This window comes from Nostoc sp. DedQUE07 (assembly GCF_034530975.2).
Taxonomy (GTDB): Bacteria; Cyanobacteriota; Cyanobacteriia; order Cyanobacteriales; family Nostocaceae; genus Nostoc.
The window spans coordinates 52,610-79,121 of sequence record NZ_JAVRCC020000012.1; the positions used below are offsets into that span (position 1 = coordinate 52,610).

21 protein-coding genes are annotated in these 26,512 nt (G+C 40.1%); 4 read left to right on the plus strand and 17 right to left on the minus strand.

The features are described from left to right. Window positions 1-229: 229 nt before the first annotated feature. The 5 genes from RMZ95_RS12310 to RMZ95_RS12330 form a co-directional block, all read right to left on the minus strand. Window positions 230-922: a manganese catalase family protein gene (locus tag RMZ95_RS12310; protein ID WP_012410902.1), complete on the minus strand. Its 693-nt coding sequence runs from the start codon at window positions 920-922 to the stop codon at window positions 230-232. Between the two features lie 165 nt (window positions 923-1,087). Further along, a complete protein-coding gene (locus RMZ95_RS12315; RefSeq protein ID WP_322683864.1) occupies window positions 1,088-1,366 on the minus strand; it encodes a GlsB/YeaQ/YmgE family stress response membrane protein in 279 nt (92 codons plus the stop codon). Window positions 1,367-1,964: 598 nt separating this feature from the next. After that, window positions 1,965-3,347, minus strand: coding sequence for an oxygen-independent coproporphyrinogen III oxidase (gene hemN, locus RMZ95_RS12320; RefSeq protein WP_322683798.1), 1,383 nt, complete (start codon window positions 3,345-3,347; stop codon window positions 1,965-1,967). Between the two features lie 111 nt (window positions 3,348-3,458). Next, window positions 3,459-4,175 carry a heme oxygenase (biliverdin-producing) gene (locus tag RMZ95_RS12325; protein WP_322683799.1) on the minus strand — a complete coding sequence of 239 codons (717 nt, stop codon included), beginning with the start codon at window positions 4,173-4,175 and terminating at the stop codon, window positions 3,459-3,461. A 405-nt stretch (window positions 4,176-4,580) separates the two neighbouring features. Next, on the minus strand, window positions 4,581-6,836 hold the full coding sequence (locus tag RMZ95_RS12330; protein WP_322683800.1) for an FdhF/YdeP family oxidoreductase: 2,256 nt from the start codon (window positions 6,834-6,836) through the stop codon (window positions 4,581-4,583). 419 nt (window positions 6,837-7,255) lie between these two features. Here RMZ95_RS12330 and RMZ95_RS12335 point away from each other — a divergent pair, with 419 nt between their 5' ends. Then, window positions 7,256-9,493, plus strand: coding sequence for a DUF1796 family putative cysteine peptidase (locus tag RMZ95_RS12335; RefSeq protein WP_322683801.1), 2,238 nt, complete (start codon window positions 7,256-7,258; stop codon window positions 9,491-9,493). Between the two features lie 135 nt (window positions 9,494-9,628). Here the strand turns inward: RMZ95_RS12335 and RMZ95_RS12340 are convergent, their stop codons facing one another. The 8 genes from RMZ95_RS12340 to RMZ95_RS12375 all read right to left on the minus strand — a co-directional run bounded on the left by RMZ95_RS12340 (window position 9,629) and on the right by RMZ95_RS12375 (window position 18,892). After that, window positions 9,629-10,288, minus strand: coding sequence for a hypothetical protein (locus RMZ95_RS12340; RefSeq protein ID WP_322683802.1), 660 nt, complete (start codon window positions 10,286-10,288; stop codon window positions 9,629-9,631). Window positions 10,289-10,657: 369 nt separating this feature from the next. After that, window positions 10,658-12,160 carry an acyl-CoA synthetase gene (locus RMZ95_RS12345; protein WP_322683803.1) on the minus strand — a complete coding sequence of 501 codons (1,503 nt, stop codon included), beginning with the start codon at window positions 12,158-12,160 and terminating at the stop codon, window positions 10,658-10,660. A gap of 122 nt (window positions 12,161-12,282) precedes the next feature. Next, the gene (locus RMZ95_RS12350) at window positions 12,283-13,263 is read right to left on the minus strand and encodes a magnesium transporter CorA family protein (RefSeq protein ID WP_322683804.1); all 981 of its coding nucleotides are present in this window, start codon (window positions 13,261-13,263) and stop codon (window positions 12,283-12,285) included. 220 nt (window positions 13,264-13,483) lie between these two features. Then, complete coding sequence (locus RMZ95_RS12355; protein ID WP_322683805.1) at window positions 13,484-15,544, minus strand: tetratricopeptide repeat protein; 2,061 nt, start codon at window positions 15,542-15,544, stop codon at window positions 13,484-13,486. Window positions 15,545-15,911: 367 nt separating this feature from the next. Next, a complete protein-coding gene (locus tag RMZ95_RS12360) occupies window positions 15,912-17,759 on the minus strand; it encodes an aspartate kinase (protein WP_322683806.1) in 1,848 nt (615 codons plus the stop codon). Window positions 17,760-17,878: 119 nt separating this feature from the next. Continuing rightward, on the minus strand, window positions 17,879-18,448 hold the full coding sequence (locus RMZ95_RS12365) for a Uma2 family endonuclease (protein ID WP_322683807.1): 570 nt from the start codon (window positions 18,446-18,448) through the stop codon (window positions 17,879-17,881). An 82-nt stretch (window positions 18,449-18,530) separates the two neighbouring features. Continuing rightward, entirely contained in the window at window positions 18,531-18,719 is a 189-nt protein-coding gene (locus RMZ95_RS12370) for a type II toxin-antitoxin system HicA family toxin (protein ID WP_322673462.1), read from the minus strand. Window positions 18,720-18,721: 2 nt separating this feature from the next. Then, complete coding sequence (locus RMZ95_RS12375) at window positions 18,722-18,892, minus strand: type II toxin-antitoxin system HicB family antitoxin (RefSeq protein WP_322673463.1); 171 nt, start codon at window positions 18,890-18,892, stop codon at window positions 18,722-18,724. A 343-nt stretch (window positions 18,893-19,235) separates the two neighbouring features. Here RMZ95_RS12375 and RMZ95_RS12380 point away from each other — a divergent pair, with 343 nt between their 5' ends. From RMZ95_RS12380 to RMZ95_RS12390, 3 genes are all read left to right on the plus strand, one after another. Further along, window positions 19,236-19,508, plus strand: a complete 273-nt coding sequence (locus RMZ95_RS12380) for a type II toxin-antitoxin system HicB family antitoxin (protein ID WP_229497769.1) — start codon at window positions 19,236-19,238, stop codon at window positions 19,506-19,508. 831 nt (window positions 19,509-20,339) lie between these two features. After that, complete coding sequence (locus RMZ95_RS12385) at window positions 20,340-20,570, plus strand: DUF433 domain-containing protein (RefSeq protein WP_322683808.1); 231 nt, start codon at window positions 20,340-20,342, stop codon at window positions 20,568-20,570. Window positions 20,571-20,579: 9 nt separating this feature from the next. Beyond that, on the plus strand, window positions 20,580-20,942 hold the full coding sequence (locus RMZ95_RS12390; protein WP_322683809.1) for a DUF5615 family PIN-like protein: 363 nt from the start codon (window positions 20,580-20,582) through the stop codon (window positions 20,940-20,942). A gap of 143 nt (window positions 20,943-21,085) precedes the next feature. Here the strand turns inward: RMZ95_RS12390 and RMZ95_RS12395 are convergent, their stop codons facing one another. From RMZ95_RS12395 to RMZ95_RS12410, 4 genes are all read right to left on the minus strand, one after another. Next, on the minus strand, window positions 21,086-23,755 hold the full coding sequence (locus RMZ95_RS12395) for a tetratricopeptide repeat protein (protein ID WP_409882521.1): 2,670 nt from the start codon (window positions 23,753-23,755) through the stop codon (window positions 21,086-21,088). A 75-nt stretch (window positions 23,756-23,830) separates the two neighbouring features. After that, window positions 23,831-24,205 (minus strand): hypothetical protein, encoded by a 375-nt coding sequence (locus tag RMZ95_RS12400; protein ID WP_322683811.1) that lies wholly within the window; start codon window positions 24,203-24,205, stop codon window positions 23,831-23,833. 301 nt (window positions 24,206-24,506) lie between these two features. After that, on the minus strand, window positions 24,507-24,896 hold the full coding sequence (locus RMZ95_RS12405) for a Tudor-knot domain-containing protein (protein ID WP_322673469.1): 390 nt from the start codon (window positions 24,894-24,896) through the stop codon (window positions 24,507-24,509). Between the two features lie 557 nt (window positions 24,897-25,453). Next, the gene (locus tag RMZ95_RS12410; RefSeq protein ID WP_322683812.1) at window positions 25,454-26,386 is read right to left on the minus strand and encodes a lysylphosphatidylglycerol synthase domain-containing protein; all 933 of its coding nucleotides are present in this window, start codon (window positions 26,384-26,386) and stop codon (window positions 25,454-25,456) included. Between the last annotated feature and the right edge of the window lie 126 nt (window positions 26,387-26,512).

Below are 26,512 nucleotides of genomic sequence, written 5' to 3' on the forward strand. Positions count from 1 at the left end.
AGTGTTTCTGAATATTTATAGCTATAGCTATTTTTAATTGGTGTAATAGCCAAATACTCAGCGAAAATTCCCGACTTATTAGAAAAGTCGGGAATATTTTTGCCTGCTAGATGTAGTGAAACAGCCTAAAATTTGCTAAATCAGGTGAGCAAATAACCGACTTTACTTTCTGAGTGGGATTTTTTTAGAATCTCCCAATCATCTCTTTACTCAAAATCAAGCTATGCAATTAAGAGTGGCTTTCTAGCGGATTAGCAATGTATTTGAATGTTGGCTCAGAATTCCAGGGCCCACGCTCATCTTGACCATTTCCGTTTGTAGACAGGTTGTAGTAAAGAGCAACAGTTTCATCGGGCTTAATATTACCAAAGAATGGGTCTGTCAACTTACCTAGCGAATCTAGAGCTTTCATAAACATCTGAGTATGAGAAATTTCTCGTGTTAACAGATGGACTAAAGTCTCTTGGGTTCCTTTGTCAGTTGCCAACTTAATCAACTCTTCGTAAGTCTGACGAGCGCCAGCTTCAGCTGCAACGTTAGCTCTTAAATCACGTACTACATCTCCACCCTCATTCAAGTAACTTGCAGTCCAAGCATTACCTTGGCTATCTAGAAAATGAGGCCCAATTCCTCGGACTGCAAAAAGAGTACTTTTGTAAGCCTCTGTTTGATCTACATTTTTAGTATGAGCCTCAATGAGTTTACCAACCATTTCTAAATGGCTGAATTCCTCAATTGCAATGTCTTGGAGCATATCTTTAATGCCAGCATTTTCGACATGGAATGATTGCACCCAATATTGAAGCGCTGCACTAAGTTCTCCAGTAGCTCCGCCAAACTGCTCTAGTAGCAATTGAGCAAAACGTGGGTTTGGTTCACTTACGTTAACTGCATGAATAGGCTCTTTTTTGTGGAAAAACATAGATCTACACTTCCCAAGGTTATGATGTTTCAGAATTAATTGATTTATCTTTTAGTATTTTTCCAGATAGAGCTAATTTGATGTTTTTTAGCTTTTTAAACTGGTGAACTAAAAGATTGAAAAAGTCCAGTAGTTATCTCAGGGTTGATAACTGCCAATCAGCGATTATGCATTGCTGCTTCTTCTGATTAATCCCCACAGATAAATAGCAACAATTGCACCAAGCACAGCCACTAAAATACCAGGAAGAGTTAAACCAGCGCCAGCCGCAGTAATTTGCAGAGTTCCTGTTCTTAACAAGGTAAATAAAGTTCCACCGACGAAAGCACCAATGATACCCAAAATCATTGTGGAGAGAATTCCGCCGCCTTGAGAACCAGGATAAATAGCTTTAGCGATTGCACCTGCCAAAAGTCCTAAAACTATCCAAGCAATAATACTCATAACCGCCTCAACAATCTCACTCACTTAATATCTAAGTTATCAACTCTAATTCCAAATTCTTTCTACCAGATGGGGTAAATGTTAAATCCAAAAGTTATACACAATACTTTCATATTCAGAATTGGATGAGAATTTGCGTTTTTTACATCTTTTTAACGTTAAACGAAAATTTTTGCATATTTTAAGCTAGAAGTTCTTAAAAACATCTAATCATAGACATAATTATTGTCAACAAAACTAAATCTTAATTAGCTAATCAATATATTATTTTTTATCTCTGTCTTCAGGTATAAAGTTCGTATCTAACTTCTTGGGGATGTATTAAAAATATTTATTCATTCAACTTTTGATAATTTTCGTTATAACCGATCGTTAATTATCTATATAAATAATTAACCAAGATTTTTGTAGATTTTTATTTAACAACTTTATTCCAATTACCTTTTGACTGCCTATCCGCTTGCACTGCGCTTCATGCACCACACAAATAAGTTCAAACATAAAATTGGATTACTATAGTCTTAATAATATCCCCTCAAATTTTATTTTTCAGATAGATTGAGGGGATAATATGTGGTAAAGATTTGCAGAAGCGATATCAAATAGCACGAGAAAACTTTGTCTCTCGCGTTCTTGTATGAGTATCAAATATGACGGCAATATTTCTTACTAGTAATCTACCGATGTCGGTAATCTGAATCTGATTTTTTGATAAACTGACTAGACCATCAGCTTCTAGTGGTTTTAACGCCTCTAGTTCCTCAGAAAAATATTCATCAAAACTAATATGATATTTGTTTTCAATATCTTGCTTATGAAGCTGAAAATGAGACATAATACTCATAATCACATCCCGTCGAATAATATCATTCTGAGTGAGTTTGATACCTTTACTAATAGGTAAACTACCTATTGCCAGTGTTTGATAATAATCCTTTAACTCCTTGTGGTTTTGAGCATAAGCATCTTCTAACATACTGATGGATGTTGCACCAAAACCAAATAATTCTGTCTCTGCGTGGGTAGTATAGCCCTGAAAATTGCGTTTAAGAGTACCATTACGTTGAGCGATCGCTAGTTCATCATTAGTTTTAGCAAAATGATCCATCCCAATAAATAGATATTGGTTATTCGTCAATTCTTCAATGGTCATTTTCAGAATTTCTAACTTTTCCTGTGCTGGGGGTAGCCCCTCTTGAGGAATATTTTTTTGCGTCGGTTTTAGCCAAGGCACATAAGCAAAGTTAAACACAACAATTCGGTCAGGATCTAATTCAATTGTTTTTTTCAGCGTTTCTTGAAAAGTCTCACGTGTTTGATAAGGTAAACCATAAATTAGGTCTACATTCACACTTTCAAACTTAGCTTCTTTAATCCAACTCATGACATCAAATAGCATTTCTTCTGGCTGTACGCGATTCACTGCTACTTGAACTTGGCGATTAAAATCCTGAATGCCAAAACTAATGCGGTTAAATCCAATCTTTCTCAGAAAGAAAATGTAGTTTTTATCGATATAGCGGGGATTAATCTCAATTGAGATTTCTGCTTGGGGATCGATGTTGAAATAGCGATTGATATTTTTCCATAAAAATTCTACTTGGTGACGCTCCAAATAATTAGGAGTACCACCTCCCCAGTGGATTTGCAGCACTTTTCTATCGGAATCGATTAAAGCTGCGGTGTTTTTAATGTCTTCAACCAAAGACTCCACGTAGGGTTTAGCAATATTCTTGTTGTTGGAAATTACTGTATTACAGCCGCAGAAGTAGCAAGCACTTTGGCAAAAAGGGATATGGAAATACAAACTCATAGGGGTTTTGCGTTGATTCGAGGCGGCGATCGCGGCCTTAAAATCAGTTTCAGTGAATGTTTCGCTTAACTCTGTAGCGGGCGGGTAACTGGTATATCTAGGTGCGCGAGTGTCGTACTTTTGAATCAGATCCAGATCGAACTTAACACCAGGTAATAGAAAAACCATTGAGTTGCTTTCCAATAAATGAAGGGAGTAGGTAGAGACGCGATTAATCGCGTCTGTGAGGAGATAAGGGGAAAATAACCAATGCCCAATGCCCAATGACAAATGACAAAATTAATTAGCCGCAGCTATTTCAGTGCTACCTGAATTTTGAGAACGAGTGAGGCTATTAAAGAGAACTTGACCGAGTGCTTTAATTAAACTTCCCTCTAACTCTTGAGCCATCTTTAAATTGAACCCAAAGGCATTATTAGCTTCTGCAACAATCCGTTCTGCTGTTATATCATCAACGGGTAATGCATTTAATGCCTGACGATACTTATCCTTAAATGCCTTTTTGTCAGGAATTTGCTCAAAGTTGTAAAAGGATGTGCCTTCATACCCAGAAAGCTTTAGGGCTGACTGAGCAACTTTTTGTAGCATTTGACCCCCAGAAAGATCGCCCATGTAGCGAGTGTAGGCATGACCTAGCAATAAGGCTGGTTCACTAGCAGAAATTTCCCGAATGCGGTCAATGTAGCTCTGGGCAGCAGGTGAGATTGTAACTTGCTCTCTCCAATTATCCCCATAATAGAACACCATGTCTTTTTCGAGTGAGGATTGACGATTAAGTTCAGGAAAGTAAACCGCACTAATCACAGGATGCACTCTATGGCTCTCTAATGCCGCTTCTAGTTCGCTGTAGACGTAATACAAGTTGCTTAAGAATTTAGCGAAGCAGTCTCTATCCACAACTCCTTGCAAAAAACATTTCATGAATGCCACATTTTCCGCTGATGTGTGGGCTTGTTGAGTTCCAGAGCGCAGTTTGATGGCTAGATTGCTACTCATTGTTGCTTCCTTCATGTTCAAACGCAAGGTTTATCGGCAGTCACCGACTCAGGATGCCTACCAGTACCAGCTAAAAAATTGTTATTCTAGGTTGAGAAAGGATCTGCATCACTACTATCTAGCAGCAAATACAACTGCCGATGCAAATCCCAGGTATTTTTATTTCTCCTAAGATTATTTAACTCTTAACTTATATATAACTATTAAGATATTAATATTTATTTATGTTTTTCTGATGCTTGTATTCAGGCACATCCTAGCTGAGTAGTAACAAAACTGATTGTGGAATAAGCATTTCAAGTCTTCTGAAACAACGGGTAATAAGTTTATTTATTACAATTTACTCTCAATAATTTAACTGATGTCTACAAACAACAAAAACTCAAAGCCTGGATTCGCCTGTTCTTAAAGAAGTCGAGAACCTATAATACAAACTGGAACTCTTTTATAAGCAGGTGTGCCACTTTGCGGATCAATTTTTGCTTTAAATAGAATATTAGCTTCAGGATAAAACATAAAAGCTACACCTTCAAGAATCGCCCCACAAATAATTTCAATATTGTCTAATTCTTCTCGATCTCCTTTCACTATTACTCGCTGATGCTCCTGAAATCCCGCTTTTTTGACATCTAGAGAATTCATTAAAATACAGTGACGATGAGGCATACCTCGATATTTATCTTCACTGCGATAAACTACAGTATTATGTTGACCATAGCTGCGCCCTGTTCCTAAAATTACCACAATTCCTGGCTGATTTTCTGCCACACCAAACGCTGCTTTAGTTGGTACTGATAATTGCGGTAAAGGTGTGACAAACATTTGTGCTTTACCATCAGGTGTGGGAAATTTCGGTTCATCCAAAATCCGCCCTTCAATGATAAACTCCTGCTTAGTTTGGTCAATTGTGCCAATCTTCTTATAGCCAGGAATAGTTTTAGCAATTAATTCTCTCACATAAGCTGTATCTTGCAGCTTACGCCAATTTATCGGTGTTTCACTATGTAAACGATGAGCAATTTCTGTGATTAATTCTATTTCCGAAATTAGATCGGCATTAGGCGCTTTTAAATGACTTTTACCTTCATCATTTAACCGCACAAAATTATTACCCGATTCAGTTGTTGTTTTATGAGGATTTTCAAACCGATTGAATACAGGTAATATTAAAGTTTGCTGTTTTGCTAATCCGTGGAAATGTCCTAAGTTGGGTTTTGTAGCTACATAAAATATGGTTTCTATTTGCGATAACGCCTGTTTTACTTGCTGTAAGTCTGGGTTAGCTGCATACAAATTACCCCCTAAACAAAACAGTGTATCTATCTTTCCTAATTCTGCTGCTGCGATCAAGTCACGGGTATGATAGCCAGGAGTTTCACTTAGAGTTTTTCCTAATAATTGAGATAGTGCTTGTTTGATTTCTTCTCGCAAGTTTACAGTAACACCCATTGAACCAAAGCCTTGCACATTGGAATGTCCTCGAATGGGCATTGTCCCAGCACCAATTTTACCAGCGTTACCTGTAATTAAGGCTGTATTAGCAATACTAAAAATATTATCCACACCGTTAGAGTGTTGAGTTATACCCATTGCCCAGGCAAAAACTACACGCGTTGATTTACCAATTATATAAGCTGTTGCTGTGATTTCTTCTTGGGATAACCCACAGGTGCTAGTGATGTTATCCCACGAGATATTATTAGCGTAATCTACAACTTCTTGCCAATTTTGTGTATAAGCTTTCAGATATTCTATTTTAATTAAATTCTGTTCAATCAGAGATTTTTGTAAACCGACAAATAATGCAGCATCACTACCAGGAATTGGTTGCAAATATAAAGAAGATATATCAGAACCTCCCGTGAGTAAAGATTTGATCGGAAATGCAGGAGACGCAAATTTAACTAAACCAATTTCAATTTGGGGATTAATAATAATTACTTTCCCGCCTCTTTCCCGTAATTCGATCAATTCGTTCATCAATCGTGGATGATTTGCAGGGGCGTTAGAACCAATTAAAACTATACAATCACTATGTTTTATGTTTTCTAAACTCACCATCGATGTACCTGAGCCGAAAACTTTTTTTAACCCTACTGTTGAGGGTGCATGACACAAATCTGAACAGTCTGCTAGATTATTACTACCTAGCGATCGCATTAATAATTGTAGTAAATAGGCAGCTTCATTAGATGAGCGTCCAGAACTATAACTAGCAATTCGGGCTGGTGGGAAATTAAAGGCTTGTGTAGCGATCTGGTAAACTTCTTCCCAGCTTATACGTTGATAATGGGATGAACCCGATCTGAGAATCAGAGGATAACTTAATCTACCCAAGGAATCGCATTCTTGAGAAGTCAGTTTTTGTAATTCACTAATGCTTTTTTCTCGGAAAAAATCTCGCTTAATTCCTGGTTGCAATTCCGCAGCGATCGCCTCTACACTTTTAGCACAGCGTTGTAAATATTCTCCCGCTTCATTAACAAACCCTCCTTTTTGTCCACCCGTGCCCCAAGCGCAGGATAAACATGCACTTTTATGATTGAGAGTTTGCCATAATTTTAATCCTTTTGATGAGAGAGTTTTTTCTATCCAATACTGAATTACAGGTAAACCACCCCCAGCAGGGGAGCTAGAATCGTTTTGAGGTAAGTTATCCATACTTAGCTAAATCTCAACTCGCTTAACTTATTATTGCTAAAAATTATTCGGCAAGTATTAATTTAATTTGAAACTATTTGTAACACTTACGTAAAAATGCTTTTCTGGCTCTAACTATATAAAAGAGAGTGATAGAACCAATTTAACTTAATCTTATCCTTTTTTTGATTTGTTCTTAATTGTGTTATGACTTTTAATACAATAAATTATATTTAATCAGTATAAGATTCTTCTATCAAAATCCGATTTTAGTTTTGAAAAGCTTGCCTGTGGTAGCTTCGGGTGATGTAAATCAGAGCTTCAGTATACTTAAAAAGATTAATACCGGATTATTAAGAGTTCTATGTGATATTCTCTAAACAGATTTCAGGATTCATCTGGCCGTTTGGTATTGTCCTCACTAAATCAGGATAAACTCTATGTATCGATTCCAGATCAGTGCATACACTCAAACGGGCGAATCCATTGGCCTCGTCGGTTCTACTCCAGAGTTGGGATTGTGGGATATTAGTAAATGTGTTCATCTGCGTACAAGTGGCGATCGCTATCCTTTATGGTGGACAGATGAAATTGACATTCAAGAGTCAGGCGGTCAACAGAAAGTTGAATACAAGTATGTGCTACTCGATGTCAACGGCAACGCCCAATGGGAGAGTTTACTAGATACAAACCGCTGGATTCCAATCGATTCTAAAAATCGTGCCAGCACAATAATTGTGGATGATGGCGCATTCGGTTATTTACAACCTTATCCGTTTGGATATATTGAGAAGCCTGCTGTTAAAATCCCCCTAAATCGAGAGCCTGAAGGTTTAAAAATCGTAGTCATTGGTAGTTCCGTTGCATTAGGTCATAAAGCCTGGTTTTTGAAAGGTTGGGTTTGGCAGTTGGCACAAGCTTTACAGCAAAAATATGGGCATAAACTCGTGAATGTGTCAGAGGTGGGAGCGAATGTCAGCAGAACGATCGCTCGATTCCCTTGGTTTGTCACCCCAGAACACCCGGATATCGTCATCATTGCCTTGTCTCTGGGTAACGAAGGGTTAGCTTACTGTCCCCCTCACGAACGACGAGCAGTACAGCGACGGTTTGAAAGTGGTTTGCAGCAACTTGTGAAAATGACGCGAGACATCGGGGCAATTCCAATTCTGGGCGGTGTCTATCCCAATGGCGATTATTCCCAGGAACATTACTGGCTGATCCGAGACACACACAACCGGATGCTAAATTGGGGCGTACCTGTACTGGATTGGTTGGCTGCTGTAGATGATGGACAAGGAAGATGGAAAGCGGGGATATCCTTCGATCCGGCTCACCCGAACACAGTCGGTCATAGCCTCATGTATCAGCAGATCGACCAGCAACTATTTGATATCGACAAAGACGAATTGGCAAAAGAAAAACAACGCTTCCGCAAGCCGAATGAATTTCCCATCTACTTTGACAATGCGGGTTTTAATGTCTCTGTCTGTATGGAAGAGAAGCGTTTACGGATTATTAATACATCGCAATACAGCTACACGATCGCTCCCTATTGGCAAGAACTACAAACTGCACTGCAAAGTAAGGCTGGATTGATATCAGGTATTTACATTGCCAAGGATACCCAACCAGGAACGCTCCCCTTCTTCGTTGTAGAGGATGGTGCGATCGCAACTACAATAAACATCCCCCCAAATACCGATTTAGAATATAGTCCCGCCTTCAATCTTTTTTCGCCGAACAACGTTTTATTCTATGACGGACATCTGGAGATTTTGCAAACGGATGAACGCCACCTCTGGATAATCAACGAATCAGATAACGAGTACAACATTCAGCCGATGTGGACGGAAGTTTGCAATGCCCTTAAAGCCATGCCATCGGGTGTTTATGAAGATCCGCTTTATCCTGATGTCCCTTTTCGCACAATGATGATTGGTAAAGATGGGCTAGAAAGCCGGGTAAAAGCACCACCTAAGTCTGCGGTATTTTTCCAATACAAATGTGAGTTATCAGATATCAGCCGTGTGGCAATTCTTCCCCTTGGCGATCGCTGTGCCGTCCGTATGATGTTGTATAAAATGGAGTACGATGGCCCCGCCTTTCCCTTCGATTTAACGCGCACTACTAATATTGCAGATGTTGCGGATGCGATCAAAACCGGTTTTGATGATATGTGGAACCCTGCTTTTCTGCACTACAGCCCTGATGCAGGCAGGATTTACCACGGTAAATGGTCGGGTTTATCCTTTGCCCATGAAGTTGAGGAGACAGACAACGCTGTTCAAGATATGTCTCCCGTCTATGAACGGATGCGGGTTCGTTACACGGCACGCGCTGAAAGGTTTTGGTATACACTGCGGCACTGCGACAAAGTGCTTTTTGTTCGCACAGGAATTAGCGATCGCGGTGGTGTGTTAGATTTAGTCAACAAGCTGGAAAAACAATGTCAGGGGAAGCCATTTCATCTCTTGCTTCTTTCTCCCCAAAGCGATGATGAGTTTTTAGACCTTCCCAATGTGCTGCATTACAATGTCGAGTTTAATCCCGATCGCATGTATGACGATTTGGGACACTGGATGTACTGCACAGAGGTGATGCGAGGAATTCTAGAATCCCTTGGTGTGTCTAGTAAAAATCTCTTTTGGTGTCCGCCGAAAATACCGAAGGGGTGAGAAATTAATTAGGTGCGATCGCTTAATATTCTAAACCTTACAAAATGAAAACCCTCCTTGCGCCTATATCGTTGCCAATGTAAACTAAAATTTCAACAAAACAAACGCTCAACACAGTAGTTTGACCACGTATAACTAGCCCTTCGCTATGTGTATTATAGACCTTACTGATGCCTCAACTCCGTAATTCGATACTCTCAGGATTTTGGTAGGGATAAGATTATAACTAAACAACAGAGATATTTCATTCGGCAACGTGCTTGGGTTTAGAACACTATCAATGTTTAGGTTTTGTTCGTATAGTTTTACAGATTTCTGAGAAGGATTTATACAAGCATATAAAGAAATTTTATGGAGTCCACATTCATACATAAAATCTAAAGAATCAGGATGAAAAACGTAGTATTTAACAACACTTTCACCAGACCTAAGAGCTATAGGTGTAGGTATTTCTGGCTGAGAATAATTGAACTCTTGCCCAATAAGGATGCTTTCTTTCCAAGCATAAAACCTTTCATATTTATGATTGGAAAGATTTGTAAATTCAATATAAAAAGCATCAATAACTCCGGTTATACTACCAATATTTGTAATAGAAATTGGGAAATTTATCAGTAAGGTGTGATTTGGTAAACGCCCAAAAGTTATCCATCTTAATGGAGGACTAACGAATTTTGCACCACGCAAAATATTCCAATAAGCAGTAAAAAGTGAAATTAAAAGGGAGGTACTCGCTATAAGGTCTCTGGCTTCTATCTTTGGCAAAACGATATTTGGTAGAGATAAATGAAACATAGCATTAGTTATAAATTTTATCTAACTACAAACCTTATTGAACGAATTCCTGACACTACTATAGCAATCCAAATTGAAACGTGAGAAAATACTGAGGTTAAAAATACGTATTTTAAAGCCTTTCAGCGATTTTATCTCTCACGAATGATTTAGGATTGCTATATCAACCTTAAAGCACTACTTTGTCTCTAATTGATGACCTGGATACTAAATACTCACCAAGAATCTTCCATAGATAAATCACTGATTAAAACTATTTAGTCAGAGGTTATTACATTCTGAAACAAGCTCAATAACTGAGGGTTAACTTAATTTTAAGAACTTACAAGGTTTGAAACTCAAGGTCTAATTTGGCGTTTACGATCGCTATCAGCAAAATAGCTCAACCACCGTCGGCTTAGTAACTTTCCCCATAGCGTTGCGCGGTAATTCTTCAACTGTCAAAATTTGGGTTGGCACTTTATAAACCGCCAATCGCTCTTTTGCCCAACTCCTAAAAGCTTCTAATGTTAAAGATTGTGACCCTTGCAATACTAACGCGGCGCACACCCGTTCACCCCACTCTAAATCGGCAACCCCAACCACTGCACATTCCTGAATATCTGGATGCGATCGCAGTACTTCTTCAATTTCTAAAGCGGAAACTTTATACCCTCCGGTTTTGATGATATCCACACTCATCCGTCCCAGAATGCGATAGTTGCCATTCTCAACTACGGCGGTGTCTCCAGTACGGAACCAGCCATCTTGGAAAGCTTTGGCGGTTGCTTGGGGATTTTGCCAATATTCTATAAACACTCCAAGGCCTTTAACTTGGATTTCTCCTGGTGTTCCGGCTGGAACTAACTCCCCGTTCTCATCTACTAATCTCACTTCAACTTGAGGTAAAGGCTTCCCCACATATCCAGATAATCGTTCACCGTGTAAAGGGTTCGATAGCGCCATGCCAATTTCAGTCATACCATAGCGTTCCAGCAGAAAATGGCCGCTGATGGTCTGCCACTTTTCTAAAACTTGAACTGGTAACGCTGCCGAGCCAGAAACCATCAGGCGCATTTTCGCACAGCCTACTGACATAATTTTTTGGCGTTCTTTAGAGGCAGTTTCCCAAGCCGCAATTAGCTTTACATAAATGGTTGGTACTGCCATAAATAAGGTTAAGTCACCGTCACAAATTCGCCTCCAAACGGTTTCGGCATCAAATTTGCTTAATATATGGCACTCCGCGCCAGCCCATAATGCACAAGTGAGTACGTTAATAATCCCATGAATATGATGCAGTGGCAGGATATGCAAAATGCGATCGCTAGATGTCCATTCCCAAGCGGTAGTTAAGCTAGTCACTTGCGCTTGAATATTTTGGTGAGTTGTAACTACACCCTTGGGTTTACCTGTTGTACCACTGGTGTAGAGAATTAAAGCGCGTCTAGTGATATCTACTTCTGGGAGGCGACTAATATTATGTGGGAGCGTTTCTGAGGTGAGAATAAATCGCAAATTGTGTTCTTGGGCAAGCGATGGCTGCGGCGGTAAACTACGCAGTATATCTTCAAAATTAGGATGAGCAATAATAATCGATGCTCCAGAATTAGTAATTACATACTCCAATTCTGGGCGTGGATGGGAAATACACAGAGGTACAGCTATACCACCAGCCCGCCAAATTCCCCATTGAGTGGCTACATATTCAAACCCAGGCGGAATGAGAAAGGCAACTCGCTGCTCTTGTAAATCTCCTATATTTTGAAGAAGATTTGTTGCTATTTGACTGGAAGTGTATAGCAAATCCCGATAGGTAAATGCTCCGTCCGTTGTCACAATTGCTGTTTTTTCGTTATGTTCTTTAGCACGAATAATCAATGGTAGGTTCACGTTTGTTTACCGATTTAAGGTTGATTCAGTCTACTTAATGAAAGTTTTCTCTGCACCTACAGGCTCAGATAAAGGATTTTTTTAATAAATCTATAATTTTTTTATTAGTAACTTTATAAATCCTACAACCAACGTTGTTTTTTAGCATAGGCAATACTGCCAATCACAATTAATGCCATCATACAGATCACCATAGGGTAAGCCAAAGGCTGTTCTAATTCCGGCATATTTTTGAAGTTCATACCATAGAAACCAGATATAAAAGTTATTGGCAAAAAGATGGTCGATAAGATAGTCAAGCGATTAATTCGTTCGCCCGTTTTACTAGCAATATTATCGCGTTGAATTTCCATTAGTTCTGACATCCAGGCTCTTATAGCTTGATATTCTTGCCAGAGTTTATCAACGTGATGAACCAATTCTTGATTGAATAGTTCCTTCACTGGCTGGCCGATCCATTGGAAATCTTCATTATCCATAATAGCCATAAGTAACTTGATACTTTGAAAATTACGACGTCCAGAACGAGTAGATTGCCTCATTGTGGCAATTTTTTGGTAAGTTGATTCATCACCAGAATTGTCTAAAACTTCATCTTCTAAATCATCAAGTTTTCTCGAAATATAGGTAAACACAGTTTCGTAGTTATTTAAAATATCTTTAAATATGAGATAAAAAAGATAGTCAATTCCCAATTTTTGAATATCTATAGTTCGCTTTTGGAGATTATTAGTTAAAATACTTAAAATTTTTAATTCAGTGATTTCAAAAGTTATGATAAAATTATTTCCAACTACAATGTTGCCACGCACCACCTCAAACTCATTATTTTTTATTTGAGAACTTAGGATTTCATAACTGTCAAATAAACAATCTTCTACGTCTTCATCAATTCCTACAGGGGAATGGTTGAAAATCATGTTAACACGAGATGGATTTAGTCCAAAGTGCTTGATAATTCTGGCTGTTCCAGTGCGATCGCGGAAGTGAATGCAACGTAACCAAATATTGTGAGAACCATCAATTCTTTTCAGTACCGTATCGACATCTCTATGGCTGAATATTTCCAGATTATCTGGACGAAAAGTCAGGAGAATTAGCATATAGCAATCCTAATTGAGTCGTAATAAAATACTGTGACTCATAGTAATTAATCAGGACTTTAGTCCTTGTTTTATAATCACTAAAGTGCTTACTACAAACCATTAAAACTAGTTTGAGAAAGTACTAGTCGTAAATTTGTAAAGTAAAACACATTTAAATAGCACAATCACTCTCTAAGAGTTTTGACGGTTGATAGTCAACACTATATTGAGTGGTAGCTCAATTTTTTTCTATTTTCCCAGATTTTGGGCGACTAGTTGGCGCTGGTGCTGAATTATTTTGCAGAATTGCAATTTCCCGCCGTGCATCTTGATAACTATCTTGTTCCCCTTGCTGTCGGAATAGTTTTGCAGCTTTTTTGAAATCTGCGATCGCACCCGTTTTATTTTTCTGCTTGGTGCGAATCACGCCCCGATTATAGTAAGCTAAGGCGTTGTTAGGATTAATTGCGATCGCTCGTGAATAATCTTGATTTGCAGCTTTTTTATTTCCCAGTTCCAGATAAGCGTTACCACGGTTGTTGTAAGCTGCTATATTATTAGTATCTAGTTTTAATGCTTCAGTATAATCTTGAATAGCGCCTTTATAATCTCCAAAAGAAAAGCGGTGAATACCTCTGTGAATATAAGCTGCAATAAATTTAGGATCTATCTGTAAAATAGTGTTGTAATCTTCAGTAGCTTCTACTTGATTTCCCAGATCGCTGTAAATATCACCACGATTCAGATAAGCTTCTATGTATTTGGGATTGATGTTGATTGCATCTGTGTAATCTTTAATTGCTTCATCTTTTTGTTGATTAATAGATTGAGTTAAACCCCTTTGATAATAAGCTTTAGCATCACTAGGATTAATCTTAATTACTTTATCAAAATCTTGGATTGCTTCAAGTCTTTGTTTAAGGCGGCGGTGGAGAATACCTCGTTGCAAGTAGGCTTCGGTATACTGGGGTTTAAGGGCGATCGCTTTGCTAAAATCTTCAATTGCGCCTTTATTATCCTTCGATTGAGCACGAGCTAATCCTCGTCCATAGTAAGCATAAGCGTCTTTAGAATTTAACTTAATTGCTTGAGTATAATCTGCGATCGCTTCTTTGTATTTGCCTAATGCCGAAAAAGCAAATCCTCGGTCAAAATAGGCATTAGCATCTTGAGGATTAAGTAAAATGGCTTGGCTAGAATCTGCTTGTGCTTGCTCGTAGTCTCCTAATCGATAATAAGCATCACCCCGCCTATTATAAGCTAAAGCGTTTTGCGGATCTAATTCAATAACCTGATTGAAATCTTCAACTGCTCCTTCATAGTTTCCTGACTCATATTTATTGACCCCCTTTTGGTATAATGTCTTTTGAGCATCACTCACAAGTTTTGGCGATCTCAATTGCCAAGCTACAACACTAAGGGTAATACAGCCAGCTATCCCTGCTAGAACTAGTAATAATTTTTTCTGATGCTGTTTTTGTCGATTGTCATCAACATTTATTAACTTTTTCAGGTCGTCTAAAACTTCGGTTGCATACTGGTAGCGTTTACGATAGTCAAAACGCACCATTTTATTAATAATTTTTGCTAATTTTCTGTTAACTTTTAGATTTTTATCGCGCCAAAGTATTTCACCTGTCAGCTTATTTTTGTGACTTCGCAAATTAGATATTTCCTTTGTAGGTAAACCTTTCAGTGCTGCGATCGCAACGATACCCAAAGCATATATATCACTGTTGTATTTGAGGTTGCCGTTAATTTGTTCTATAGGCATATACTCGGAATTTTCAACAGTATTATCGAGCGCTTCATTAAAAGTACCCAAATTAATCAAAACTAATTTTTTATCTGATTCCCGGCGAATAATATTTGCTGGTGTAATATTCCGATGAATTATGCCATAGCTATGTATAACTACCAAAGTTTCTAATATCTCTGACAAAAGACTAATTACTTGGTCTTCCTTTATAAGTTGTCCCTGGATAATTTCGTCAGTTAAAGGATTACCAGGTATGAATTCTTGGACTAGATAAAATTCTTCATTTTCTTCAAAAGAAGCAATGAGCTTTTGAATTTTATCGTGTTCTTGTCCGAGTTTTTCTAAAGTTTCTGCCTTGCTGGCAAACAAGCGGCGTAGGATTGTTAAAGCTTGAGGATTGCTATTAGGAAGAGATAACTGCTTTACGATAAATTCTTGACCATTAAGATTAACATCTTCAACTAGATAGGTTTTCTCTTTTTCCCCATCATTGAGAACTTTTAGTATTTGATAATGTCCATCTAGTAAATGACTATTCATCAATATAAAATTATAGTCTGATAAATTGTTCGATTATAGCTTAAGTGTTATTACTACTGATTTTAAAATATAAATATTTATTTATTAAGTAACTTCAAATGAGATCGATGCGTGGGCTGCTACCGCGTGTATATATCAAACGTCCCTCTCCCAAGCTTGGGAGCTACGGTGTATACACAAGTCTGAAATAGCTGAAAAACCCAAGGTTTTACCCCACCCTAACCCTCCCCTTATAAAGGGGAGGGAATAAGATTCTCTTGTTTCCCCCCTTTACAAGGGGGGATTAAGGGGGGTAATTTGACTTGTGTAAACACGGTAGCCTAAGCTTGGGAGAGGGATTTAGGGTGAAAGCTCATTGATTCAGATTTTACGCTGGCACGACAAATTTCTCGCTACCAGCCAGTTCAAAGGCTGCATGAATAGCTTGCAAAGCTTTAACACCTTGCTCTTGTGCCACAACACAACTAATTTTGATTTCTGAGGTGGCAATCATTTGAATATTGATTTGTTGTTGAGCTAAAGCTTCAAACATTTTAGCGGCAACGCCTGGTTGTCCTACCATCCCTGCACCGACAATACTTACTTTAGCGATCGCACTATCTAAAACAACTTCCCCCCATCCTAACTCTGCCGCTACTTGAGTCAGCATTTTTTTGGCATTTTCCCCGTCTATCCGCGAGACTGTAAAAGCAATATCTCTTCTGGGAACACCATCAATCACCCGGCAACGCTGAGATTGGATAATCATATCAACACTAATATTATGTTGCGCTAATAATCCAAACAACTTCGCCGCCATTCCCGGACGATCTGGCAATTGGCGAATCGCAAGACGCGCTTGATTCAAATCGAGCGCAACACCGCGAACGGGGGGAATGGGCGAGGAGTGAGGAGTTAAGGGTGAGGAGTTAGGAGTGAGGAATTCTCTCTTGCTCCCTGCTTCCTGCTCCCCTGCTTCGATTTCAAAGGCGGTGCGGAGTGCGTTGACGGCGCGATCGCATTGGTTGGCATCGACTACGCAACTTACTTTGACTTCGCTGGTGGAAATCATTTGTATATTCACGCCAGCTTCGGCTAAGGTGGCGAACATCTTTGCAGCAACACCAGGACGGCCAATCATTCCCGCACCTGCGATGCTGACTTTGGCAATATTATGTTCTACCATTACTTCGGCTTCGTCAGATTTGGGGTTAGATTGACTCCTCAGTGCTGGGGCGATCGCTGTTGCTACTGCTTCTGCCCGTTTTAATATTGGTGTAGTGACAGTAAAGGCAATGTCATTACTGTTACCTTCATGAACTGACTGAATAATCAAATCTACATCTACTTTTTGCCGAGAAATTTCGCCAAATAACCTGGCTGCCACACCTGGTTTATCAGGTACGCGCAACAAAGCGACTTTTGCTTGGTTAGTGTCAAATTCTACATGATCGACAGGACGGGCAATTTCCAGATTGATTAGCGATCGCCCTTGGGGTTTGGCTGATGTCACCCAAGTACCTGGTTGATCCGTCCAACTAGACCTAACTACCAGGGGAACCCCATAGTTACGGGCAATTTCCACAGCACGGGGATGCAGCACTTTTGCGCCCAAGCTAGCTAATTCCAACATTTCATCGCAGCTGATGGCATCCATCAACTGAGCTTCGGCAACCAACCGGGGATCTGTAGTGAGAATACCTGGAACGTCTGTATAAATTTCGCAAAAATTTGCTTTTAATGCGGCTGCGATCGCCACTGCTGAAGTGTCAGAACCACCACGCCCCAAAGTGGTAATTTCCATCTCTCCAACGCTAGAGATACCTTGGAAGCCAGCTACTACAACTACTTTACCTGCATTTATGTGGCGAGTTAGGCGAGTAGTTTCAATATGCAAAATCCGAGCGCGGCTGTGTTCGGCTTCGGTAACAATTCCTACCTGAGCGCCAGTCATCGAAATTGCTGGTTGTCCGAGTTCCTGCAAAGCCATACTGAGTAAGGCAATAGTTACTTGTTCGCCAGTGGAAAGCAGCATATCCATTTCCCGGCGATTAGGATTTGGAGAAATTTCAGTAGCTAGTTTGACGAGTCCATCGGTGGTTTTGCCCATTGCCGAAACCACTACGACAATAGAGTTTCCAGCTTGAACAGTTTTATAAACACGCTGTGCAACAGCTTGAATACGTTCCACTGAACCGACAGATGTACCACCGTATTTCTGAACTATGAGCGCCATAACTTTTTTTAATCAATTGTGCCTGCTTTCATCAATGCTTCCGCCTAGTAAGGAAGCTTTCAAGGCTTATCAGTTATATATTTTACTAAATATTGCGTCGAATACTTTATAATAATTGATTATTCAAAAACTACATCTTCATAGAGTGTGGCCATTGTTTCCTCAAAATCCACGCTATTGAGTCGAAATGATTGATGCTCTGATGTGTAAGATTGTAAAACCCATAACCCTTGTTCATTACGTCGAAAACACTCAACTCTTTGACGTTTTGTATTAATCAAAACATACTCTTGCAGACTTTCAAGGGTTTGATAATCGGCGAATTTATCGCCTCGGTCAAAGGCTTCGGTATAATTAGATAAAACTTCGACAATTAAACAGGGAAATCTTTTATAACCTGGCGTTTCTCGATCTCGTCGATCGCAAGTAACCATCACATCAGGATAATAAAAGCGATTCAGAGATTCGATTCTGGCTTTCATGTCAGCCATGTAAACACGACAACCAGAGCCGCGCACATAATTACGGAGGAGAACGGCAAGGTTTCCAGCAACAGTAACATGTGGATCGAGTACTTCAGGCTTTGCATAGATGTAGCCGTCTATATATTCATGCTTGATATCGCTCTGTTCCTCCATTTGGAGGTATTCTTGGGCGGTGAAGTAGTTTTGGTGAGGTGAAGCTATCATATTTGAAACTTCAAGGTTTGAGTGATGCTGATTTCTAGGGTAGCGTTTGCTGTTAGTGCTTCACTACGAACTAACAGAGCAATTAAAAATTAGGTAATAAACCTGCTTGCTTGCAAATCTCATTAGCAGTAATCCGATCAATAGTGCGATGCCGTTTTACAGGAAGAGTTTTTATATCATTAGTATAAATAGAATGATTTCCTCCTTCTCTTAATAAATAAAAGCCATTCTCTTCTAAGTATTTAATTAGCTCTTTTCGTTTGACTGACACACTCAAACCTCTATAGGAATTTGTTCGAGCAAAGAATTACCTGTAGGAATTTCCTTATTTTGTTGACGATAGGCAAGAATCATTTCTTTTGTTGCATCTTGCAACATAGCCCTGCATTCTTCTATAGTTTCTGCCTCTGTGATGACTTCTTGCCATTCAATGAGTTGTCCCATATATCCGCTATTAGTTTTTGTATATTTTGCAGTGTATGTAATTAACATTGTTATGTTTGTGAAGATAATTATATGATCGATCGTAGCTGATTTTTTGTTGTGAAGGTGTAAGTGTAGCGTGTTAGAGACAATTTACAACCACATCAGTGCGTAGGCGTAGCCCTTCTCCTGTCGGAGACGCTGCGCGTAGCTTGCTTCCACGAAGTGGTACGGCTGCGCTCAGGAACCGCCCGTTGTAGACATCGCTTCTACATTTCCACTTCTTTTCTAGAGCGTAGACGCTTCATCGGCGAAACACCATCATTCAACGTAAGATTAAACTGGTAGCACAACGCGAGATTTCATGGCGATAAGGTTTATTCTGAGCGATTATGTTGACCGAGCGATCGCCCAGGCAATTTATGACAAGCTCGAAGATGGTACATTTGCAGGTAGGATTCCTGTTTGCAAAGGAGTAATAGCTTTTGCATCAACTTTGCGCGAGTGTGAGGATGAATTACGCTCAACGCTAGAAGACTGGATTTTGCTTGGGTTAAAGCTGGGACATTCTTTACCAGTAATTGATAATATTGACCTCAACAAGGAGCCGACTCTTGAGCCGATGGATACCCTGTAAGCGTCGTGATTTTGTAAAAAAATTATGACCGCTTGGCTTTGATGGCCCTTTTTCTGGAACAAGACATCAGTTTATGGTTTACGGAGAATATCGCCTAACTATTCCCTCTAATGATGAGTATTCTGTACCGCAATTGAGGATGATGATTCGAGAAGTTGAGGTTATTCTAGAGCGGGAAATCACGTTATAAGAATGGAATAGTCTTTAAGATTTCCAAGAAGCGATGTCTCCGACGGGCTACGCCTACGCCAGCTTTCGGCTCAATGATATACCAAAATGAATGCGTGAATTACTCAAATGAGAAAGCAAACTGGGGTTTGAGTAAGTCAAAGCTGCTTTTGCTTGCGGAAAACACCAAAATGAGAAAGTAAAAACTCCTTTTGAGTAAGTAAAAGCTTCTTTTGCTTGCGGAAAATACCAAAATGAGAAAGCAAAAGCTGCTTTTGAGAAAGTAAAAGCTTATTTTGCTTGCGGAAAACACCAAAATGAGAAAGTAAAAGTTCCTTTTGAGAAAGTAAAAGCTGCTTTTGAGAAAGTAAAAGCTTATTTTGAATAAGTCGAATCGCATTTTTACTTATTTCAATATGAATTTTAGTCTAGGCGATACCTTCTCTACGAAAGGCTACGTCAACGGTGAGCTTCTCTACGAGACGCTACGCGAACGCTAACGCTCTTTTCAGTTTTATTACGGTACGCTTTGTACAAAACTAGCTTATTCTGGATTTGGGGGGAGGCGATCGCTTATGGGTTGACAATCAAAATAGAGCGCTAGGTTTTACAATATCATCATTGCACCTCAGAGCGATAAAAAAGATTTTGGAGCGATCGTTTATGTTAGGTCTGGAGAGAATTACATTTGACCCTAGCATTATGGCTGGACAAGCTTGCATTCGCGGGATGCGAATTCCAGTTTCTTTAGTGGTAAATTTGGTAGCTTATGGAAAGTCTACAGAAGAAATTTTAGAAGAATATCCTGATTTAGAAGCAGAAGATATTCGTCAATCTCTTCTTTATGCAGCATGGTTGACTCAAGAACGAGTTTATACCTTCAAAAGTGCTTAAAAAGTAATAATGAAGTTTTTGGCAGATATAGGAATTTCACTACGCACTGTAACTTGGTTGCGTGGTGCTGGTTATGATGTAGTGCATTTGCGCGATGAAGGTTTGCAAAGACTACCAGATGATGAGATTTTAATTAAAGCCCGTGCAGAAGGAAGAATTTTATTAACTATAGATTTAGATTTTGCCCAACTTTTAGCCGTGAGTGGGGATAGTTTACCCAGTGTGATTTTGTTTAGGTTGGGGAACGAAAATTATGATGCAATTAATGAACGGTTGACGCAAGTTTTAAGTGAATGTCAGGAAGATTTAGAGTTAGGGGCAATTATTTCTGTAAGTAATGAAACTTTCCGAGTGAGGCGATTGCCTATATAACAATACGCTTGGGTTAAGGCTAAAAACTAAAACTGGCGTAGATTGGAGAGCCTCATTCTATCTCAGAGTTCAGAACAGGAAAGTCCGAGTTAAAGCGATCGCACTTTTCAGTTTTATCACGGTACGCTTTGCACAAAACTAGCTTATTCTGGATTTGGGGGGAGGCGATCGCGAAGACTTGCCAAATTTTCACAACACTTCATAGTGCTGGAATGATTTACCCCTAATTGTTGCTCAAAAATCTCCAAAGCTTTCAAATATAACGCTTCAGCTTCGGTGTAACGTCCTTGTAAATAGTAGAGCTTTGCCATATTGCTGAGGCCACAGGCGACATCTGGATGTTCTTCTCCCAGCAACTTGCGCCAGAGTGCCAAAGCTTGGATTAAAAGGGGTTCGGCTTCACTATATCTGCCTTGAGAAAAGTAGAGTACTGCTAGATTGTTGAGGCTTTGTGCGACATCTCGATGTTCTTCTCCCAAGAGTTGGCGCCTGAGTGCCAAAGCTTGGATGTAAAGAGGTTCGGCTTCGCTGTATCTGCCTTGGGAGTCATAAAATGCCCCTAAGTTGTTGAGGCTAGAGGCGACATCTGGATGTTCTGCTCCCAGTAGTTGACGGCTCAGTGTCAAAGCTTGGATGTAAAGGGGTTCGGCTTCGCTGTATCTGCCTTGGGAGTCGTAGAATAATGCTAGGTTGTTGAGGCTAGTGGCGACATCTGGATGTTCTTCTCCCAGCAGTTGACGCCAGAGTGCCAAAGCTTGGATTAAAAGGGGTTCGGCTTCACTATATCTGCCTTGGGAGTAGTAGAGTAATGCTAAGTTGTTGAGGCTAGTAGCGACATCTGGATGTTCTTCTCCCAGCAATTTGCGTCTGAGTTCCAAAGCTTGGATTAAAAGGGGTTCGGCTTCGCTGTATCTGCCTTGGCAGTCGTAGAGTCTTGCTAGGTTGTTGAGGCTAAGTGCGACAGATGGATGTTCTTCTCCCAGCAGCTTGCGGTAAAGTGCTAAAGCTTGGATGTAGAGGGGTTCGGCTTCGCTGTATCTGCCTTGGCAGTCGTAGAGTCTTGCTAGGTTGTTGAGGTTAAGTGCGACAGATGGATGTTCTTCTCCCAGCAACTTGCGCCGGAGTGCTAAAGCTTGGATGTAAAGGGGTTTGGCTTCGTTGTATCTGCCTTGAGATACGTAAAATGCCGCTAGGTTGTTGAGGCTACGTGCGACATCTGGATGTTCTTCTCCCAGCAGCTTGCGCCAGAGTGCTAAAGCTTGGATATAAAGGGGTTTGGCTTCGCTGTATCTGCCTTGATATCTGTACAGTCCCGCTAGGTTGTTAAGGCTTTGTGCGACATCTGGATGTTCTTCTCCCAGCAACTTGCGCCGGAGTGCCAAAGCTTGAATTAAAAGGGGTTCTGCTTCGCTGTATCTGCCTTGGTCACAGTAGAGTCCTGCTATGTTGTTGAGGCTTTCTGCAACAAATGGGTGTTCATCTCCTAGGCGTTTTTTGGCAACTTCTAGACATTGCTTATACCAAGGTAAAGCTTGGTCATACAACCCTTGACCATCGTAAAATCGAGCGTTACCGATAAATGCTCCAGTTAAATTATTATCGTTGAGGTATTGAATAAGATTATTTGCTACTTCTGCTATGTGAGGTATGGCAGGAGAGACAATGGTGATTTGCTTAAGGGTGGGAGTTTGAGGAATTTCCTCGGCAACTGCTACCATTACTCGACAAAGCGATCGCTTTAATTCCTCCGCCTGTTCTAAACCTGTACACTTGTATTGGAAAAACTGCCGCAACAGTGGATGCAGTTGATAGATTCCCTCACCTTTGCGCTGGAGTAAATGCAGATTCAGCAAGCTCTCATCTCTAATTTCTTCTAAATCTTCGGCATCTTCCTCTGGTAAACACTGTTCCACCAACTTCCAAGGTATGGGTGCGGCGGCAAATAAACTTAACAAACAACCCAATTGTTTATCGTCATCCTCTAATTCTTGCCAACTCAACTCAAAGGCTGCTAACACACCTCGTTGTGCTGTCATGTCAGCTTCCGACTTAGATTTAGACAGAGAACGCTCATCTAATCGCTTGTTCTCCAACCGCCACAACATTTCTGCTAAAGATAAATCCTGTTTCCGCGCCAGATAGCGCCCCACTAATTCCACACCTAAAGGTAAATATCCCAGCCACTCACACAGATGCAATGCTACCAGTTCCCCGCGTGACCTCTCCCCTAACTCCTCTACCAGGGGAGGGGAATCAAACTCCCCCTTCCCTGCAAGGGAAGGGGGCTGGGGGGTTAGGTCATTCTCTTTTTCAATTCGTTCTACGCCAATAATTGACTTTAATAGCTCCAGCGCCGCCTCTGGTTGCAGCACATCCAAAGATAACTGTGCGATGCGTCCCAACTTCTGGCGCGTAGTCATCAGCACTTTAAACTGAGAAGGTAGCGACTGTAAGTAAGGCTTAACTTGCTCGTAGTCGCTGACATCATCCAGCATTAGCAGCACATCACCTTCACACCAACGCCGCCAACAATATTGCACTTGGGCGAGTATATCAAAATCTTCTGGCGGCTTTAAATCGAGCTGCGTTCTAGCAAACTGCACAACTTGAATGCCTACATCCCCAGTTTTTGGTAGCAACCAGCAAAGCCCACCGTTATATGTTTCGCGTTGCTGGATGGCATATTGTAGGGCGAGTTCTGTTTTACCAACTCCACCCATGCCGGCAATAGCTGCGATCGCAACTTGTTTATTATCCTGCAAAAGTTGATGGAGATTTTGCAATTCTTCTTCACGCCCAACAAAATCAGCCACCCCACTCAGGGGTAAATTTTGTGGTATTTCAGTAGAGGGATTTGACTTTACCCGTTCCCGTTCGGGCGACTGTAGTCAGAAGTTAAAGGTATTGCCAGAAACAGTATTAGTTCCGCCTTTAATGATTATCCCTTTATAGTTTTCAATAGTTTGAGTCAATTGCGGTTGAGCTTCTTTAGCCAATGCTTCCACAGCTTGAGCAATTTCAGGATCTTTCTTCGCCGCTTCCTCTACTTGCTGCCCAATGAGATAAGCTTGACCGTAATCTAAAGGTTGTGTTTTAGCCTGTTCGATAACCTTCGCCGTGCTAGGTTCCTTGCGTTTCAGCAAAACTAACAACTTTTCGCCTTCGTTCCAAGCCTTTTCGCCGATGATTTCCCCAGTTTTTTCAAAGGCTTTGATGATTACCAAAGTTGCGATCGCAGCAGCTGTCAGTGATACTGGCTCCATAAGTTTGCCAAAGTATACGAGATTTCACTTATGATTCTCAGTTTAACAGAGCTAGGGCGAAGGAAATGAGACTGTTGGCGAATTAATAGGAGGTCTAACCCATCATTTCTGATTACTCTGATTTCAGTCTGTTTCAACGGACTTGAGCTATTAACCCGAAATTTATTTCAGGGCGGGAAAGCAACGCCAAACCAATCTTTTAGGGGTGAGTAGCTACGGTTTATAATCACCCTTTTAAATTTTAAGGGACGACTTCAACAGGTGAAATCGCCCCTCTCAACTTATAAAAATGAAATATTCTCTATCTGCTTACTCTTGCAGGTTCAACCCACTCATCCCAAGAGCTATCGTAGCCATCATAAGTAATTTTATAAAGATCGTTGCTAACTTCTAAAACCTGCCCTGGATACCATTTTCCTTTCCACAAAATTCTCACTGCATCGCCAGTTTGAAATGATGCCCGAAAGCGTGCAGTGCCAACCCATTCATCCCAGGAACTATCATAACCATCGTAGGTAATATAGCACTTCTCATCATTAACCTGAAGTACCGTTGCCGAATACCATGTTTCCTTCCAAAGAACTTCAGCTTTTTGTCCTACAGAACAGGGTGAAGCAGCAAAAGCACTGGGAATTAATGTTCCTACCCAAGTTGCTATGAATATAGCGCCAAACAATACTTTATTTTTCATGATTATTTCTATCCTCAAACAGTAAAACCAAATTTTGATGGTGATTTCTGGAAATCTACTTCAAAATTTGCAACTAACTGTTACTATTTTCATGGGATTTATTTAGCGATCGCCTCAGCAAAAATTATGAATTTATACTGCCGAATGTGAAGATAGCACCGCAGGATTCCGCATTTAAAAATAACGGTAGTTACTGATTTTACGAATTTGGCATCAATGTATAGTAGTGCTTATACCAAAGCTGAACTCCACACGTTATTCATTAGATATCTTGCAAAATTCCCTAATACCTCACCCCTTAATCCCCTCCCCAAAACATCGGCTACAGTGTACGCACAAGTCGAATTACCCCCCTTAATCCCCCCTTATAAAGGGGGAAAAAATAAATTTAGTTCCCTCCCCTTTATAAGGGGAGGGTTAGGGTGGGGTAATTCGAGAACTGGTAGTGATTCGATAACTTGTGTGTACACCGTCACCAATACTTTGGGGAGAGGACACAAAACATAGCTTTGGCGGGGTGTGGTTCTTATCTGTGATTCATGCAAGAGTTCTATTTTTTAATTCCCCTTTCTAAATCTAATTTCATAAATTCCGAGCAAACCTGCTGCTACTAGCAGAGGTAAGAAATAGTAGACTCCCCGATAAGCTAACATTGAACCCAAAACTGCCGCCGCCGAAACTTTTGAAGAGAGAATCAGCAAAATTATAGTTTCAAATACTCCCAAACCGCCGGGAACATTACTAACCACACCTGCAAACATCGCTAGTAGATAAATTCCCAAAAAGTCTAAATATGACAAAGATATATTGCTAGGAAGTAAAGCATAAAGAACTGCTGCCGCAAGAATCCAGTCAAAACTAGAAATTGCTATTTGAGCCAGAGATATTTTCAAAGAAGGAAATCGAAATTCATGTCTACGAATTATTAATGGTTGTTTGATAAAAATACTTCCTAGTAAGTAAACTGCAACTAATAGCAGAAAAATTACGCCGATGGGACGCACAGTAGCAAAAGGTAAATGTAATTGAGTGGGAATCTTCAGTGGGTTGATGACGAACAATAAACCTGCAACGGCAAACATTCCCAACCAAAAAGTAAAATTGGCGAAAGCAATTACTTGAGCGATCGCTACTGCTGGCACTCCCCAAGTTGAGTAAAATCGATAACGGATAGCACTGCCAGTTAGCAAGGCAAAACCGATAGTATTACTAAATGCAGAGCTAATAAAGTTAGTAAAAGCTATCTTATTCCAACTTAGAGAACGATTAATGTAGTTAAAACCTAAGATATCGTACCCAATCATCACTAGATAACCCAAAGCTGTCAGCCAAATTGCCCAACTTACGCGACTTTTGGGAATAGCAGCTAGAGAGTTGAGGATATCACGATAATTATACTCACGTAATTCGTTAGCGATCGCCCACAGAGAAAGCACCAGCAGCAACAAGCCAAACAAAGAACTGAAATTGAGTTGCAGCTTTTTAAGCATAGTGAAGAAACTTATCCTAACCTTGACTTTTAATTTACAACCAGTCGTAAAGTTTCCATTCTGTTGACACAGCGTTGACATATCACTTGCATAAGATTTTGAAAACAAGCAACGACTACCCCATGC

Bases quoted from the DNA above. Each gene is read 5' to 3' on its own strand.
- RMZ95_RS12330 (WP_322683800.1), bottom strand. From the start codon at position 6,836: ATGGATAACTTACCTCAAAACGATTCTAGCTCCCCTGCTGGGGGTGGT.
- RMZ95_RS12380 (WP_229497769.1), top strand. From the start codon at position 19,236: ATGGCGATAAGGTTTATTCTGAGCGATTATGTTGACCGAGCGATCGCC.
- RMZ95_RS12355 (WP_322683805.1), bottom strand. From the start codon at position 15,544: ATGAATAGTCATTTACTAGATGGACATTATCAAATACTAAAAGTTCTC.
- hemN (WP_322683798.1), bottom strand. From the start codon at position 3,347: ATGGTTTTTCTATTACCTGGTGTTAAGTTCGATCTGGATCTGATTCAA.
- RMZ95_RS12335 (WP_322683801.1), top strand. From the start codon at position 7,256: ATGTATCGATTCCAGATCAGTGCATACACTCAAACGGGCGAATCCATT.
- RMZ95_RS12405 (WP_322673469.1), bottom strand. From the start codon at position 24,896: ATGAAAAATAAAGTATTGTTTGGCGCTATATTCATAGCAACTTGGGTA.
- RMZ95_RS12410 (WP_322683812.1), bottom strand. From the start codon at position 26,386: ATGCTTAAAAAGCTGCAACTCAATTTCAGTTCTTTGTTTGGCTTGTTG.
- RMZ95_RS12340 (WP_322683802.1), bottom strand. From the start codon at position 10,288: ATGTTTCATTTATCTCTACCAAATATCGTTTTGCCAAAGATAGAAGCC.
- RMZ95_RS12400 (WP_322683811.1), bottom strand. From the start codon at position 24,205: ATGGAGCCAGTATCACTGACAGCTGCTGCGATCGCAACTTTGGTAATC.
- RMZ95_RS12315 (WP_322683864.1), bottom strand. From the start codon at position 1,366: ATGAGTATTATTGCTTGGATAGTTTTAGGACTTTTGGCAGGTGCAATC.
- RMZ95_RS12350 (WP_322683804.1), bottom strand. From the start codon at position 13,263: ATGCTAATTCTCCTGACTTTTCGTCCAGATAATCTGGAAATATTCAGC.
- RMZ95_RS12365 (WP_322683807.1), bottom strand. From the start codon at position 18,448: ATGATAGCTTCACCTCACCAAAACTACTTCACCGCCCAAGAATACCTC.
- RMZ95_RS12310 (WP_012410902.1), bottom strand. From the start codon at position 922: ATGTTTTTCCACAAAAAAGAGCCTATTCATGCAGTTAACGTAAGTGAA.
- RMZ95_RS12390 (WP_322683809.1), top strand. From the start codon at position 20,580: ATGAAGTTTTTGGCAGATATAGGAATTTCACTACGCACTGTAACTTGG.
- RMZ95_RS12325 (WP_322683799.1), bottom strand. From the start codon at position 4,175: ATGAGTAGCAATCTAGCCATCAAACTGCGCTCTGGAACTCAACAAGCC.
- RMZ95_RS12375 (WP_322673463.1), bottom strand. From the start codon at position 18,892: ATGGGACAACTCATTGAATGGCAAGAAGTCATCACAGAGGCAGAAACT.
- RMZ95_RS12385 (WP_322683808.1), top strand. From the start codon at position 20,340: ATGTTAGGTCTGGAGAGAATTACATTTGACCCTAGCATTATGGCTGGA.
- RMZ95_RS12360 (WP_322683806.1), bottom strand. From the start codon at position 17,759: ATGGCGCTCATAGTTCAGAAATACGGTGGTACATCTGTCGGTTCAGTG.